General features: G+C 61.9%; 10 protein-coding genes. All 10 read right to left on the bottom strand.

What is annotated here, in order from left to right:
* Positions 1 to 420 precede the first annotated feature (420 nt).
* Positions 421 to 2,439 (bottom strand): polysaccharide biosynthesis protein, encoded by a 2,019-nt coding sequence (locus ACK59L_RS20125; RefSeq protein ID WP_392515630.1) that lies wholly within the window; start codon positions 2,437 to 2,439, stop codon positions 421 to 423.
* A gap of 102 nt (positions 2,440 to 2,541) precedes the next feature.
* On the bottom strand, positions 2,542 to 3,546 hold the full coding sequence (locus tag ACK59L_RS20120; protein WP_409275606.1) for an MraY family glycosyltransferase: 1,005 nt from the start codon (positions 3,544 to 3,546) through the stop codon (positions 2,542 to 2,544).
* A complete protein-coding gene (locus ACK59L_RS20115) occupies positions 3,543 to 4,514 on the bottom strand; it encodes a UDP-glucose 4-epimerase family protein (RefSeq protein WP_409275604.1) in 972 nt (323 codons plus the stop codon). Before ACK59L_RS20115 ends, ACK59L_RS20120 begins: the two co-directional genes overlap by 4 nt.
* A 75-nt stretch (positions 4,515 to 4,589) precedes the next feature.
* Positions 4,590 to 5,699 carry a glycosyltransferase family 4 protein gene (locus ACK59L_RS20110; RefSeq protein WP_409275602.1) on the bottom strand — a complete coding sequence of 370 codons (1,110 nt, stop codon included), beginning with the start codon at positions 5,697 to 5,699 and terminating at the stop codon, positions 4,590 to 4,592.
* Positions 5,696 to 6,838: a glycosyltransferase family 4 protein gene (locus ACK59L_RS20105; protein ID WP_409275600.1), complete on the bottom strand. Its 1,143-nt coding sequence runs from the start codon at positions 6,836 to 6,838 to the stop codon at positions 5,696 to 5,698. The genes ACK59L_RS20110 and ACK59L_RS20105 overlap by 4 nt, the downstream gene beginning before the upstream one ends.
* Positions 6,835 to 7,731 (bottom strand): GDP-mannose 4,6-dehydratase, encoded by an 897-nt coding sequence (locus ACK59L_RS20100; RefSeq protein WP_196135182.1) that lies wholly within the window; start codon positions 7,729 to 7,731, stop codon positions 6,835 to 6,837. Before ACK59L_RS20100 ends, ACK59L_RS20105 begins: the two co-directional genes overlap by 4 nt.
* Entirely contained in the window at positions 7,731 to 8,762 is a 1,032-nt protein-coding gene (gene gmd, locus ACK59L_RS20095) for a GDP-mannose 4,6-dehydratase (RefSeq protein WP_027914283.1), read from the bottom strand. Before gmd ends, ACK59L_RS20100 begins: the two co-directional genes overlap by 1 nt.
* Before the next feature lie 535 nt (positions 8,763 to 9,297).
* On the bottom strand, positions 9,298 to 10,713 hold the full coding sequence (locus ACK59L_RS20090; RefSeq protein WP_409275598.1) for a TolC family outer membrane protein: 1,416 nt from the start codon (positions 10,711 to 10,713) through the stop codon (positions 9,298 to 9,300).
* Positions 10,710 to 12,035, bottom strand: coding sequence for an HlyD family type I secretion periplasmic adaptor subunit (locus tag ACK59L_RS20085; RefSeq protein WP_409275596.1), 1,326 nt, complete (start codon positions 12,033 to 12,035; stop codon positions 10,710 to 10,712). The genes ACK59L_RS20090 and ACK59L_RS20085 overlap by 4 nt, the downstream gene beginning before the upstream one ends.
* A 13-nt stretch (positions 12,036 to 12,048) precedes the next feature.
* Positions 12,049 to 13,881: a type I secretion system permease/ATPase gene (locus ACK59L_RS20080; RefSeq protein WP_409275594.1), complete on the bottom strand. Its 1,833-nt coding sequence runs from the start codon at positions 13,879 to 13,881 to the stop codon at positions 12,049 to 12,051.
* Positions 13,882 to 13,944: the final 63 nt, after the last annotated feature.

The following is a 13,944-nucleotide window of genomic DNA, read 5'->3' as shown; positions in this document are numbered from 1 at the left end:
TGGGCAGTGGGGTGGCGGATGGGGAATGGGGCTGACGTGGTGGGGGCTTGAGTCTGACAAGCGTGTCGGGGTAGTCGCTTGGGGGTAGGGTTTGTGATGTGGTGCTGAATGCGGGGGGTGCTGGCTACCCTACCGGGGTAAGAGCCGCAGAGCTGGTGGCGCGCTTTGGATCTTGGGGCCGCTTTGCGGCCCATCGCGGCACGAGGCCGTTCCCACCCGGGGAGGCGGGAGCCTTCAAATGCGGTGCTAGGCAGGCGATAACACGGCGTGAAGCACAGGCCTACTCGCACCTGTGGGAGCGGCCTCGCGCCGCGATGGACCGCGCAGCGGCCCCAGGGTATCAGTCCGCACATCAATAGCGATGGCTGCAAAGGCACGACCACCCGCTCGAGCGCCAAACCCGATAGGCAGGCCAAGCACTTACCGCTCCACCGGCCCCTGGCGACGCTGCAAGTAAACCCAGTCCACGATATCGCCCTGGGGCGAATAGCCGTTCACCATCTCGCGCAGCAACTGCCGCACGCGGGTGAAGTCGTCTTCGGCCACCGCCGCCAACAGCAGCGTCAGCCCTTCGCGCAACCGCTCCCACGCCAGGTAGTCCTCATTGGCCGCCATGATCATCGGGTGCGCGGTGGGCGATACGTCGTCGCCGATCAGCAGCTCCTCGTACAACTTCTCACCCGGCCGCAACCCCGTGAACTCGATGGCGATGTCGCCCTGGGGGTTGGAGGAGCTGCGCACGCTCAAGCCCGAGAGGTGAATCATCTTCTCCGCCAGCTCGACGATGCGCACCGGCTCGCCCATGTCCAGCACGAACACATCCCCACCCTGCCCCATGGCCCCGGCCTGCACCACCAGTTGCGCCGCCTCCGGGATGGTCATGAAGTAGCGTGTGATCTTCGGGTGGGTAACCGTCAGCGGGCCACCCGTCTTGATCTGCTGGTGGAACAGCGGGATCACCGAACCGGACGAGCCCAGCACATTGCCGAAACGCACCATGGTGAAGCGGGTCTTGTTCACCCGCGCGATCTTGTTGCAATCGCCATACAGCACCGGCGCCGCTTCCCGGCTGAGCGCCTGCAGGATCAACTCGGACAAACGCTTGGTGCTGCCCATCACATTGGTCGGGCGCACGGCCTTGTCGGTGGAGATCAGCACGAAGTTGGCCACCCCGGTCTGCAACGCCGCCTGGGCCGTGCACAAGGTGCCGTAGACATTGTTGAGAATGCCTTCGGCGATGTTGTGCTCGACCATTGGCACATGTTTGTAAGCGGCGGCATGGTAGACGGTATCCACACGCCAGGTGCTCATCACATCGACCAGGTGCTGCTGGTTGCGCACCGAGCCCAGGATCGGCAGCAGCTGCACCGACAGCGACTCCCGGGCCACGCGCTGCTCCAGCTCGCTGAGGATGCTGTACAGGTTGAACTCGGCATGGTCCAGCAGCAGCAAGGTCTTGGGCCCAAGCCCGATGATCTGCCGGCACAGCTCGGCGCCAATGGAGCCACCGGCACCGGTCACCAGCACCACCTGCTTGTGAATGCAGCGCTCCAGCAAGCCTTCCTGCGCGGGCACCGGGTCGCGGCCGAGCAAGTCGGCAATGTCCACGTCCTGGATATCGTCCACCTTCACCCGGCCAGTGGCCAGATCGGCAAAGGCCGGCACGCTTCGCACGTGCAGCGGATACGGTTCGAGCAGGGCGAGGATTTCCCGGCGCCGCGCGCGGGTGGCCGAGGGCAGTGCCAGCAACACCTCCTGGGCGCCGGTTTCCTTGAGCATCTGCTGCAAGTGCTTGGGCTTGTACACCTGCAACCCGGAAATGACCCGGTTGGCCAGGTCGCCGTCATCGTCGAGGAAGGCCACCGGGCGCATCACACGGCCCATGCGCAGCGCCGCCAGCAACTGGTTGCCGGCGGTGCCTGCGCCATAAATGGCTACCTTGATTTGCCCGTCGTCGCGGTTGGCGAAAGGGATCTGATGGGCGCCGGTGAACCAGTCGCCCAGAAAATACTGGCGCATGATCAGGCGCAAGCCACCGATGATCACCATGCTCAACCACCAGTAGTTGAAGATGATCGAGCGCGGTACCACCACCTCGTGGTTGCTGTACCAGTACACCACCACCGCCAGAATCAGCGAAGACAGGGTCACCGCCTTGATGATCGCCACCAGCGCATCGTTGCCGAAGTAGCGCATCACCGCCCGGTACATGCCAAAGCGGATGAACAAGGGAATAGCCACGCACGGCGCGGCCATGAACAGCCAGGTGTGCTCGACGATGGGGTTGTACATTTCCTCCACGCCCAGCCGCACGATGAACGACAACCACAAAGCGAACCAGATGAGGACAATGTCCGTGCAAACCTGGATAAGGCGCTTCTGCCGGCGTGACAGGGTGACCAGAAACTGCCGTAGCCTGTCGTTCTTTGCGTTGCTCATCCGGTTTTCCTCATGGCTACGCCAAATTGTGAAAATGACCAGAGCGACTGCCGAACATACAGCCCTGTACAACCCTGATTGCGCCTGCCTTGCTGGAGCATGCTATTCCTTCTCCCCTGCCCGGTAGGCAATTGCCAACAGTATCAGAGGGGCATAGGCCACCAAGGTTCCGGTTGCCCCATCCAGTTTGAGCACCACCACGACCAACGCGACGGGCAGCAGCCAGCCCAGGTTGATGGCCGCCACCGCCAGGCTCACCGGCCGGTGACGGCCGTGGCGCCGCGCGGCGTACTGGTAGGCATGGCTGCGGTGTGCTTCGTAGACCCTTTCACCGCGTAGCAAACGGCGCGCCAAGGTGAAGGTAGCATCCACCACGAACACACCCAGAAGTATTAACCACCCCCAGAAGAGTAGCGGATCTATCCAACCTGCCACGATTGCCAGCAAACCCAGCACGATGCCGAGAAAACCGCTGCCGGCATCACCCATGAAGATACGCGCCGGCGGGAAGTTCCAGATCAGGAAACCGGTGACGGTGGCGGCCAGCAGCAGCGGCAGCCACGCAGCACCCGGCGCACCCGCCAGCCAGAACAGCACGGTGCCGCCCAGGCACACGCAAATGGCTTCGATGCTGGCAATGCCATCGATGCCGTCCATGAAGTTGTAGAGGTTCAGCAGCCAGACCAGGTACAGCAGCCCCAGCGGCGCGGCTAGCCACAGGGCATGCAAGGGCCAGCCGAACACGCTGATGGGCGGCAGGCCGCCCAGCCAGGCCATCCCCCAGGCGGCTGCGGCAAAATGGCCCAGCAGGCGCCAGCGCGCCGCGATGTGCCCGTGGTCGTCCATGAACCCGATCACGGCCACCAGGCCCCCTGCCCCGAGAATGCCCACCAGCACCGACGGCGCCACATACCCTGCCCAGCCCAGCACCAGCACGCCGGCCATGAAGGCCACGACGAAGGCGACGCCGCCGCCACGGGGCGTGGGCAAGGTGTGCGAGCTGCGGGCATTGGGGATGTCCAGCAGGCTGCGTGACAGCGCGTAGCGGCGCAGTGCGGCCGTCATCAGCCAGGTGGCGATGCCTGCCACGATGAGGATGGCGGTCATGGGCGGTGGTTCTCCTTGAAGGCGCGGGCGGTGGCGGCCAGGCCTTGCTCCAGCGTGTAGGGCGGTCGCCAGCCCAGCAGCTGGTGGTTCTTGGTGATGTCCACCTGCAGGGAGCCCAGCAGGCGCTGGGCCAGATCACGGCGCCCCAGCAGCGCGGCGCCCGTTTGCAACAGCGCGGCTGGCACCGGCACCAGGCGGGCTGGACGGCCCAACGCATGGCCAAGGGCCCGCAGCAACTCGCTTAAGGATACATCCTCACCGTCGCTGGCCAGGAACGTCTGGCCCGCGGCCGCAGGGTGATCCACGCAGGTGATGATCAAGTCGACCAGGTTACCCAGCGAGACCAGGCTGCGACGGTTGTGTACCGCCCCCAGCGGCAGGGGCACGCCGCGCTCCAGCCAGCGCATCATGCTGAGGAAGTTGGCCTTGACGCCTGGGCCGTAGACCAGCACCGGTCGGATGACGACGACCTCTAGGCCCGTTTCGGCTGCCACCACCTGCAACCCCTGCTCGGCCTCGTGCTTGGAAACGCCATAGGCGTCCTGAGGCGCGGGGGTATCGTCGGCATGCAAGGGCCGGCCCGGCTGGCTGGTTTCGCCATTGACCTTGACCGAGCTGATGAAAATGAAACGGCGCACGCCCGCAGCCGCCGCCTGGCGGGCCAGGTTGAGCGTACCCTGCACGTTCACACGGCGAAATTCGGCCAGGCTGTCGGTGGCAGTTTCCTTCATCACGTGCACGCGCGCCGCCGCGTGCACCACGACGTCTACATCGACAAGGGCCGCTTGCCAGTCAGTATCGGCGCCAAGGTCCGCAACGGTGACCGCGTCAATGCCCGCCAAAGGCAATGGGCTGCCGCGGCGCAAGGCGGCGCGGGGCGTAAGGCCTTCGACCGTCGCCAGGCGCTGGCACAGGGCGCTGCCGACAAAGCCCGAGGCTCCAGTGATCAATAGCGTGCGTCGTTCCATGAAATCCGTTCTCGGTTCACGCCGGCAAGGCCGGCATGCGGCGATCTTCGCCCCCGTTGTGCCTGACTGACCGGGCTACAAGAGGCTGCGATAAAGCTCGGCGTAGGCATTGGCCATGGCCGATGCGGTAAAGACGTGCTCGAAACGCTGCTGGGCGGCGACACCCATGGCCTGGGCCTGGGCCGGGTCATCCCACAGCCGCTGCATGGCCTGGGCCAGTGCCGGTGCATCGCGCGGCGGTACCACCAGCCCGGTCTGGTCAGCCAGGTTGATGAAGGTGGTGCCGGAGCCCATTTCGCAGGAGATCAGCGGCTTGCCGTACATGGCCGCTTCCAGCAGCGAGATGCCGAAGGACTCCGAGCGCAGGTGCGATGGGAAGGTAAAGGCATAGCACAGTTCCAGCAGCGCCACCTTGTCTTCGTCTGGCAAGCCACCCAGGAACTGCACCTGGCTCAGGCCCGCGTCGCTGGCCTGCTGGCGCAGCTGCTGCTCCAGAAAACCGCCGCCCATGATGACCACGGGCAGGCCGCTGATGCGTGCGGCCTCCAACAGGTAGTCCAGCCCCTTGTAATAACGCAGCGCCCCGACGAACAGGAAAAACCGCTCGCCTAACCGTTGCCGCCAGTACGCCAGCTTTTCGGCACTGGCCTTGGGGTACGTGGACCGGTCCAGACCATACGGGATGATCGACACCTTGTCCTTGAACTGGGTCAATACCGGGCTGTGCGCCGCATAGTTGGGCGAGGACGCCACTATCCGGTCGACGCTGGAGAAAAAGCGGTTCATCAGCGGTTGGTACAGCTTGAGCAGCCACTTCTGCTTGACGATGTCGGAATGGTAGCTGACCACGGTCGGCTTGTTCAGCCGGGTAGCGAAGTGCACCAGGTCCATGTACGGCCAGGGGAAGTGGAAATGCACGATATCGGCCTTGCGGGCCAGTTCGGCAAAGTCCTTGAACGCCGACAGCGAAAAGCCGGTGGAGGCAACATGCAGGTCGAGCTTGGCGCGGTGCGTGAGGTGGTTGGCCACCGGCTCGTTGCGGGCAGCGCCACGTGAGCTCAGGTACAGCACCTCGGGCTCGATACCGTGGGCCTGGGTGCCTTCGGCGATCTGGAAGATCACCTGCTCGATACCGCCCATGGAATCGGGGTAATAGGTTTTGAAAAAATGCAGAACCTTGATCATCGTTGCTTGACCGCTTGATACACCTCAAGGGTGCCTTGGGCACACCGCTCCCACGAGAAACCACCGGCATGCTGCAAGCCCTGGGCGATGGCCGAGGCGCGCCAGGCTTCGTCTTCCAGGCCGCGTTGCAGCAGTGCGGTCAGGCCGTCCACGTCGTCGGGCGCGCACATGAGCGCTGCATTGCCAGCGACTTCCGGCAGCGAAGAGCTGTTGGAGCACACCACCGGCACGCCGGAGCTCATGGCTTCGAGCACGGGCAGGCCAAAGCCTTCGTAGTGCGACGGGAAGGTGAACAGGCGGGCGCCGGCGAACAGCAGCGGCAAGTCTTCGCTGGGGGCGAAGCCCAGGTAGCGGGCCCAGCCCTGCTGCTGCGCCTGGGCGATGCGGGCGTGGATGGCCTCGCTGCGCCAGCCTTGGTAGCCGGTGAGGATCAGCGGCCAGCGTTGGCGCAGGGCAAGCGGTAGGCGACCATAAGCGTCGAGCAGGTTCTCGATGTTCTTGCGCGGCTCGATGGTGCCCACGAACAGGCTGTAGCCGCCAGGTTCCAGACCATGACGCGCCAGCGTTTGTGTGAGCGCCTGCGGGCTGCGGGGGTGAAACTGCGGCGAGCTGGCCAGGGGAACCGCATGAATGCGGTCCAACGGCCAGTTGAAGTAATCCGCCAGCTCCTGGCGAATGTAGTGGGACACCGTGATCAGCGCATCGGCCCGCTCAAGCGTCAGCATGAGCTCCTTTTGCAAGTACCGGGCGATCTGCGGGGTATGGCAATGGGCCCAGGTGAACGGCGACAAGTCGTGGAACGTGGCGACGCTCCGGCCTGCGAAGGGCGGCAGGTAAAAGTTGGTGCTGTGGTAGATGAAGTCATCATGCCCACGCAGTGCACGCTTACGCAGAAACGGCATCAGGCGCCGGTAGGCTTCGACGGCCAAGGCGTTTTTCTGGACGAAGCGCTTGAGCCCATGCACGGCATCGGACTGGTCTGCAGGTTTGAGGAGCTCCGGCACGAAGCTGCGCCCGGCAAACAGCCGCAGGTCGTCGATGTCATCGCACTGCTGCAGCCGCGAGGCCAGCTCGTAGGTGTAACGCCCGATACCGGTCAGTGGAAAGCGGACCGATTCGACGGAAAGAATGACCTTCATTGAGCGGCGAGCATCCAACCCAGCGTTTCATCCAGGTCAGGCGTGTGCCAGCCTGGCACCAATGCCCGCAGGCGGGCGTTGTCGCCGCACAAGGTCTTGACCTCGTTGGCGCGCACGAACGCGGGGTTTACCTGCACCTCAAGCGTGTGCCCGGTGATGGCCGAGCACTTGGCAATGACTTCGCGCAGCGAATGGGTGATGCCGGAACTCACGTTCACGGTCTGGCCCACTGCCCGTGCCTCGATCAGGCCACGGTAGGCACGCACCACGGCGCGCACGTCGCTGAAGTCACGCCACACATCCAGGTTGCCCAGCTCGATGGCAGGGGCCTTGCGCTGGAAGTGCGAAACGATCTTGGGCAGCAGGAAGTTCTCGGCCTGCCCAACACCTGTGTAGTTGAACGGACGCGTGATGACGATCGGCAGCCGGTCGCACCACAGCCTTGCCATGTACTCCATCGCCAGCTTGCTGACGGCGTAGTCGTTGGCAGGTGCAGGCGGGGTGTGCTCGTCCAGCATCCCTTCGGAAACATTGCCGTAGACATTGGCACTGCTGGCAATGAGCACGCATTCGGGCGCCTTGCCGCAGGCCGCAATGGCTTCGAGCAGGTTGCGCGTGCCGATCAGGTTGACCTGATAGAAGGCATCGGCAGCGCCGTGCCCGACAAACGCAATGGCAGCCAGATGCACGATCACATCCGGCTGCAGTTCGGCCAGCAACGCACGCAGGCCCGGCCCATCGGCCAGATCGACCTGGTGGTAGTCGGGCGCCGCCGAGGGCTGGCTCCCTATACCGATCACTTCATAACCATTGGCCCGCAATTCGGCCGCCATGTAGCGACCTGTGAAACCATTGATCCCGGTGACGAGTGCGCGTTTGCTGGCCATTTGCATCAGAACGAGAACCCTTTTTCGTTACGACGCAGGTCGGCTTCGACCATCATGCGGCACAGCTCTTCGAGGCTGGTTTTTGGCTCCCAGCCCAGTACCTGCTTGGCCTTGGCCGGGTTGCCGATGAGCAGCTCGACTTCGGCTGGGCGGTAGAATTTGGGGTTGATGACGACCAGGACCTTGCCGGTTGCAGCGCAGGTGCCTTGCTCGGCTTCGTCCTTGCCGCTCCAGTTGATCTCGATGCCAGCGGCCTTGAAGGCCATGGTGACGAAGTCACGCACGGTTTCGGTGCGGTTGGTGGCCAGCACGAAGGTGTCCGGCTCGTCAGCCTGCAGCATGCGCCACATGCCTTCGACGTACTCCTTGGCAAAGCCCCAGTCGCGCTTGGCGTCGAGGTTGCCCAGCTCCAGCTTGTCCAGCAGGCCCAATTTGATCTTGGCGACCGAGTCGGTGATCTTGCGGGTCACGAACTCACGGCCACGCAGGGGCGACTCGTGGTTGAACAGGATGCCGCTGGTGGCGAAGAGGTTGTACGACTCGCGGTAGTTGATGGTCATCCAGTGGGCGTACAGCTTGGCCACACCGTAGGGGCTACGCGGGTAGAACGGGGTGGTTTCGACCTGCGGGATTTCCTGCACCTTGCCGAACATTTCGGAGGTGGAGGCCTGGTAGAAGCGTACCTTCGGGTTGACGATGCGGATGGCTTCGAGCAGGTTGACAGCGCCCAGGCCGGTGATTTCGGCTGTGGTCAAAGGCTGCTCGAAGGACACACCCACGAAGCTTTGGGCGGCAAGGTTGTACACCTCGGTGGCTTCGGTGGTTTGCAGCAGGCGGATGCTGGCCGACAGGTCGGTGAGGTCGTACTCGACCAGGTGCAGGTTAGGGTTGGTGTGGATGCCCAACTCCTCGATGCGCCAGAAGTTAACCGAGCTGGTACGACGGTAGGTGCCGTAGACCGTATAGCCCTTTTCCAGCAGCAGTTCCGCCAGGTAGGCGCCGTCTTGACCAGTGATCCCAGTAACGATTGCTTTCATGCGACTTAACCAACTCCGTTAGTACAATAAAGGGCTTTCATGTGCCGATGCCGCCCCCAGCAGGATGCAATGCGCGTCGGCGTGAACTATGGGTATGTGAGTATACATCTACCGACGCTTCGTGCTCGACGTAATCATGGCCAGGATCAGATTCGATGGCGTTTGACTACATCGTCGTACTGGTGGTAGGGACATCCAGGCAATTTTCTGTCCACGGTTTGGGATAAAAACAAGATTTTTGAAACAAACGAAGGAGCCTGTTTCAGGAACACAGAAGGGGGTAGGTGGTTGCTGCAATCAAGAGGCCTGACGAGCCATAGCTTTTCATGCGGAGGGCCGTCTCTCGTAGAGCCGGCCATCTTCCGCGGCTGGAGCCGCAGAGCCAATATGACAGTCAGATCCCTGGCGCATGAGGAGCTGCGTCATCCGACCACTCTTCTGGCATTTTACGCCACTGAGTTGCAACTTTATGTGAGGGCATTAGCATGCTGGTAATTGGCCAGAATAGCGATGCCTATGCCGACCTTCTCGCTCGTCAACGTCTAGTACTCACCTTGGCTAAATCCCCACCTGGCAGCCCCTTGTCTGGCTCTGGACTGAGCCACACGTTCACGCTATCGACGCTCTCCTGATTCAACTGACCACTCCAGCGATTCAGCATAAATAGATTTGTAATGAAGTCATACTGCGATTTGAGCAGATCCCGACGGGCCTTGAACTCGTTCTGCACGCTCGTCAGAACGTCCACCGCGTTGACCAAGCCAAACGCAAACGCCTTCTGCGCCGCAACGCTCGATTGCTGTGCTGACGACAGCGCGTTGCGATTGGCACGGATCTTTTCTACCGCCGCCTGGGCTGTCAAGTACGACGTCGTGGTTTCTTTGACTACCTGGCGGCGTACACCTTCCAGATCCTGCTCGGCCGCTAACTGGTCATTGTATAATCCACGCACTCGCGCAGAGGTGGATCCACCGCTATACAACGGTAGCGAGATTCCGACGCTCGCTACGTAGCTGTCGCTGCGCGGCGTCTGCGTGTTGTCGTAGCCCACATCGCTGCGCTGGGCGCTCAGGCTTAGGGACACTTGCGGGTAATGTCCGCCCTTCCCTTCACGCACAGCGGCATTAGCGGCTTCGGAGGCATACTCGTAAGATTTGAGCAACGGGTTGGCGTTGATCGCCTGGGACACGTAATTGGCCAGCGGGCGGGGCGGCGGCTCCAGCGCGACGTCATTGCGAACACGACTCAGCCGCTCTGTGATCGGACGCCCTACCAGCTCGGACAACGACTCACGACTGACCTGCACCTGATTGCGCGCCTCCACCTCTTGGGCCGCTAGGAAGTCCACCCGCGCCTGAAGATCGAGCTTGTCAGTGATCTTGGCCATCTGCTGTGCGAACAGCATCGTCACACGATCAAGGTTCTTCTGCGTCGCCCGCCGCTCCGCCTGCACCAGCTCAAGTTCGTCGTCCGCCGCTAGGGCCACGAAGTAGCGCTTGGCCAACTCAACAGTAGCTTCAGCATGGGCATCTTCGGCCTGCTCGCCACGCTGGCGCGTCACGCTCTTGGACTTCTGCCACGCCTCCCAGGCCGTCTTGTTGTACAGGTACTGGGTCAGCGTCACCGAGTTGCTTTTGTTGTTGTAGATCTCACGCGAAGCTTCGTCCTTGCGCAAGATCCGGTTGCCGCTACTGTTGGCAGACAGCTGCGGCAGCAGGCCACCTAACGAGGCCCGCTGCTGCTCGACCGCCGACTGCGCACGCAGGTAGGCGGCCAGAACGCGTGGGTCTTCCAAGCGCGCCTCGCGGTACAGTCCCCCCAGGTCAAGCGCATAGGTCGAAGCCGATACCTGCTTGGGCGGTACATCCTTGGGTACGACAGGTTCAGCGGCCATGGCCTGCGCCACGGCCAGGCTCAGCAATACCCCGGTTAAGAAACGCAACACACTCATTCCTCGATCATCGATGTGGCAAACATGTTACGCGCCGGCTTGAGCAGGTACTCGAGCATGGTGCGATCGCCCGCATTGATCAGCACTTCGGCTGGCATGCCAGGTTGCAGTTTGCGATTGGCAAGTTTCTTCATACCCTCATCAGTGACCTTGACCCGTACCAGGTAGTAAGGGTCGCCCGAGCGTTCATCGGTCAGGCGGTCAGCAGAGATGCGGGTCAGCTTGCCTTCGATGACCGGGGTGGTAGCGTTGTTAAAGGCGCTAAAGCGAATGTCGGCGGTCTTGCCCAGCTCTAGCCGATCAATATCGTTCGGCGCCACCTTGGCCTCGACGACCAGGTCGGAAGTGATGGGTACGATATCCATCAGGGGGGTAGCCGCCTGCACGACACCGCCGATGGTGTGCACCTTCATGTCCAGCACCATGCCGCTTTCCGGCGCACGGATGACGATGCGCGACAGGCGGTCCTGCAGCGCAGCTTCCTTCTCTTGCAAGTCGAAGACTTGCGCCTGGACCTGCGCCAGCTCATCGGCCACGTCGGCACTGAATTTCTTATCCAGTTGGACGATCTGCAGCTCGGTCTCGCTGATCTGCAATTTGGTCTTGGCGATGGTCGACTTATGATCGGCCATTTCCGTGCGCAGCATGTCGAGCTTGCGCTGCGACTCCAGCAGGCGCTGGTTGTCGACGAAGCCCTGGGCCAGCAGTTCCTTGAGCTGCTTGATTTCACCGCTGTAGGACTTCTCAAGCCCCTGCTTGGTGCGAATCATCTCTTCCAGGCCGCCGATCTGCGCCTTGAGCTGACTGATCTGCTCACGGTGCACCGAGATCTCACCTAGTCGCGACGCCTTACGGGAGACGAAGACCTGTTGCTCGCCGGCAAGGGCCTCCTTGGCACGGTCGGAGTCGGTGCCTTTGAGCTCGACTGGCGGAATGGCATCAAGCTGGTCACGCTCGGCACGCAAGCGGGCCTCTTTATAGCGCGCCACGATCAATTGGTTACGAGTGGACTCGTACTCGGCGCTAAGCTGAGATTCGTCCAGAACGATGACAGGGTCACCTTTCTTCACCGAATCACCGTCGCGCACGAGCAATTCCTTGACAATCCCTCCCTCCAGGTGCTGGACGGTCTTGCGGTAGCTCTGCACGGTCACGAAGCCGGAGCCATGTACGGCATTGCTCAGGGGCGCGAATGCAGCCCAGATTCCGAAGATGCCGAAGACTAACAGGACGATGGTCTGGCCGATGCGGCGGATGCCGCGATCGGAAGTAGGCATGTCATCGAAGTTGTGTTCGAACTGCGTTATAGCTTTGCTGGTCATCGATGAGGTCCTTTCACACGCCGTTGGGGGTGGCTGGCGATGGCGCAGCGGGGTTGCCCCCCGCAGGTGCTACAGGTGGTGTAGGAGCCGAGGGGGCAGCAGGTGCCGCCTGTACAGCAGGCCCAGCGGGAGGAGCACTCTTGGCGACACGGGGCTGGTTACCTGCCTGCTGCTGCGCGAGCTGGGCTATGACCTTGTCCCGCTCGCCATATAGGGAGATGGTGCCACCGGCCATGACCAGCAAACGGTCGAGGCGCGAAAGAATGTTCGGACGGTGCGACACGATGAAGACGGTCGCACCGCTTTCCTTGACCTTCTGAAGCGCGACGCCCAAAGCTTTCTCGCCCACATCGTCGAGGTTGGAGTTGGGCTCGTCGAGCACGATCAACCGGGGCTTACCATACAGGGCACGGGCCAGGCCGATACGCTGACGCTGACCACCCGATAGGTTAACACCCTCGCTGCCGATGACCGTATCGTAGCCATCGGGCTGCATAAGTATCATCTCGTGCACGCCCGCCATCTGCGCGGCCTCGACTACTTTCTCCGCGTCGACCGTGTCGAAACGTGCGATGTTTTCGCTGATGGTGCCTTCGAACAACTCGATGTCCTGAGGCAAGTAGCCCATGTAAGGGCCTAGGGCCTGTTTGTCCCAGCTGGCGATATCAGCGCCATCGAGACGTACCACGCCATGCTGAGGCGGCCAGATACCCATAAGGGCTCGCACCAAAGTGGACTTACCGGCAGCACTAGGGCCTACAATACCGACGATGGATCCAGCCGGAGCGACAAAGCTGATGCTGCGCAGAACTGGCGCCTTAGCACCAGGCGGCGCCACGATGAGGTTCTCGACCTGAATGTGCCCTTCCGGTGCTGGCAGCGGCATGCGCTCAGGCTCTTTTTTCAGATCGTCCATCACCTTGTTCAGGCGATCGTATTGAACCTTAGCCCCAACGAAGCCTTTCCAGTTGCTGATCATCTGATCGATAGGCGCTAGAGCACGACCTAACAACAGCGATCCCGCCATGAGTAAGCCAGGGTTGATTTCGTGAGTGATCACCAAGTAAGCACCTGTGGCCAGCATGATCGACTGGGACCACGTGCGGAACGTTTTGGAAGTCGAGCTTACCACGCCGCCTTTATCGCTGGCGTTCGACTGCAGCAACATGACATTGCGCTGACGCTTGGCCCAACGGTTCATCAGCGTTTCCAGCATCCCCATCGATTCGATGACTTCAGCATTGCGCAAGGTCTTAGTGGTCACCACATTGGACGCGACGTTTTCCTTGTTGGCGCTAGCCAACGCCTGGCCGGTTACTCTGTGGTTGACGACCGCTAGAATCGTGAGGATCGCGCCGCAGGACAAGGTAATCCACCCGAACCAAGGATGAAACAGGAACATCACGATCGTGTAGATAGGGAACCAAGGGGCGTCAAAGAACGCGAACAGCCCCGAACCGGTGAAGAACTGCCGAAGGGAAGTAAGGTCGCTGAGCGACTGGGCTGTCGCATCGGCCCCGCCACTGGAAAGCGCGCGCTTGAAGCTGGCCCGGTAAACGTCGCGGCTGAGCAAGACGTCCAGGCGGTTACTGATGCGCACCATAATGCGTGAACGTACCCATTCCAGTGCACCCATCGTCACGACCAGCACCGTCATGATCAGCGTTAACATGAGCAGGGTGGAGGTGCTGCTGGACGGCACGACTCGGCCCGACACCTGGATCATATAGAAGGTGGGCACCAGCATGAGGGCATTGACGAAGAAGCTGAAGAAGCCTACCGAGAGGAAGCTGCTTTTGCAGGCCTTGAGGGCGGCTTGCAGGTTGTTGTCAGATTGATAACTCATGGCATCCATACTGAGGAATGGGGAAAGCGGCGGGCAGTGTACCACCGACCTAAGAAAGCGGCG

Source organism: Pseudomonas sp. KCJK9111, assembly GCF_046231935.1.
Taxonomy (GTDB): domain Bacteria; phylum Pseudomonadota; class Gammaproteobacteria; order Pseudomonadales; family Pseudomonadaceae; genus Aquipseudomonas; species Aquipseudomonas parafulva_B.
Note: the sequence above shows the minus strand (reverse complement) of the source record. Positions and strands in the feature narration are given on the sequence as shown.

What these genes read in the sequence shown, in the direction of transcription:
- ACK59L_RS20100 (WP_196135182.1), bottom strand. Translation starts at nt 7,731, where the DNA reads ATGCAAATGGCCAGCAAACGCGCACTCGTCACCGGGATCAATGGTTTC.
- ACK59L_RS20120 (WP_409275606.1), bottom strand. Translation starts at nt 3,546, where the DNA reads ATGACCGCCATCCTCATCGTGGCAGGCATCGCCACCTGGCTGATGACG.
- ACK59L_RS20105 (WP_409275600.1), bottom strand. Translation starts at nt 6,838, where the DNA reads ATGAAGGTCATTCTTTCCGTCGAATCGGTCCGCTTTCCACTGACCGGT.
- ACK59L_RS20085 (WP_409275596.1), bottom strand. Translation starts at nt 12,035, where the DNA reads ATGACCAGCAAAGCTATAACGCAGTTCGAACACAACTTCGATGACATG.
- gmd (WP_027914283.1), bottom strand. Translation starts at nt 8,762, where the DNA reads ATGAAAGCAATCGTTACTGGGATCACTGGTCAAGACGGCGCCTACCTG.
- ACK59L_RS20115 (WP_409275604.1), bottom strand. Translation starts at nt 4,514, where the DNA reads ATGGAACGACGCACGCTATTGATCACTGGAGCCTCGGGCTTTGTCGGC.
- ACK59L_RS20125 (WP_392515630.1), bottom strand. Translation starts at nt 2,439, where the DNA reads ATGAGCAACGCAAAGAACGACAGGCTACGGCAGTTTCTGGTCACCCTG.
- ACK59L_RS20080 (WP_409275594.1), bottom strand. Translation starts at nt 13,881, where the DNA reads ATGAGTTATCAATCTGACAACAACCTGCAAGCCGCCCTCAAGGCCTGC.
- ACK59L_RS20090 (WP_409275598.1), bottom strand. Translation starts at nt 10,713, where the DNA reads ATGAGTGTGTTGCGTTTCTTAACCGGGGTATTGCTGAGCCTGGCCGTG.
- ACK59L_RS20110 (WP_409275602.1), bottom strand. Translation starts at nt 5,699, where the DNA reads ATGATCAAGGTTCTGCATTTTTTCAAAACCTATTACCCCGATTCCATG.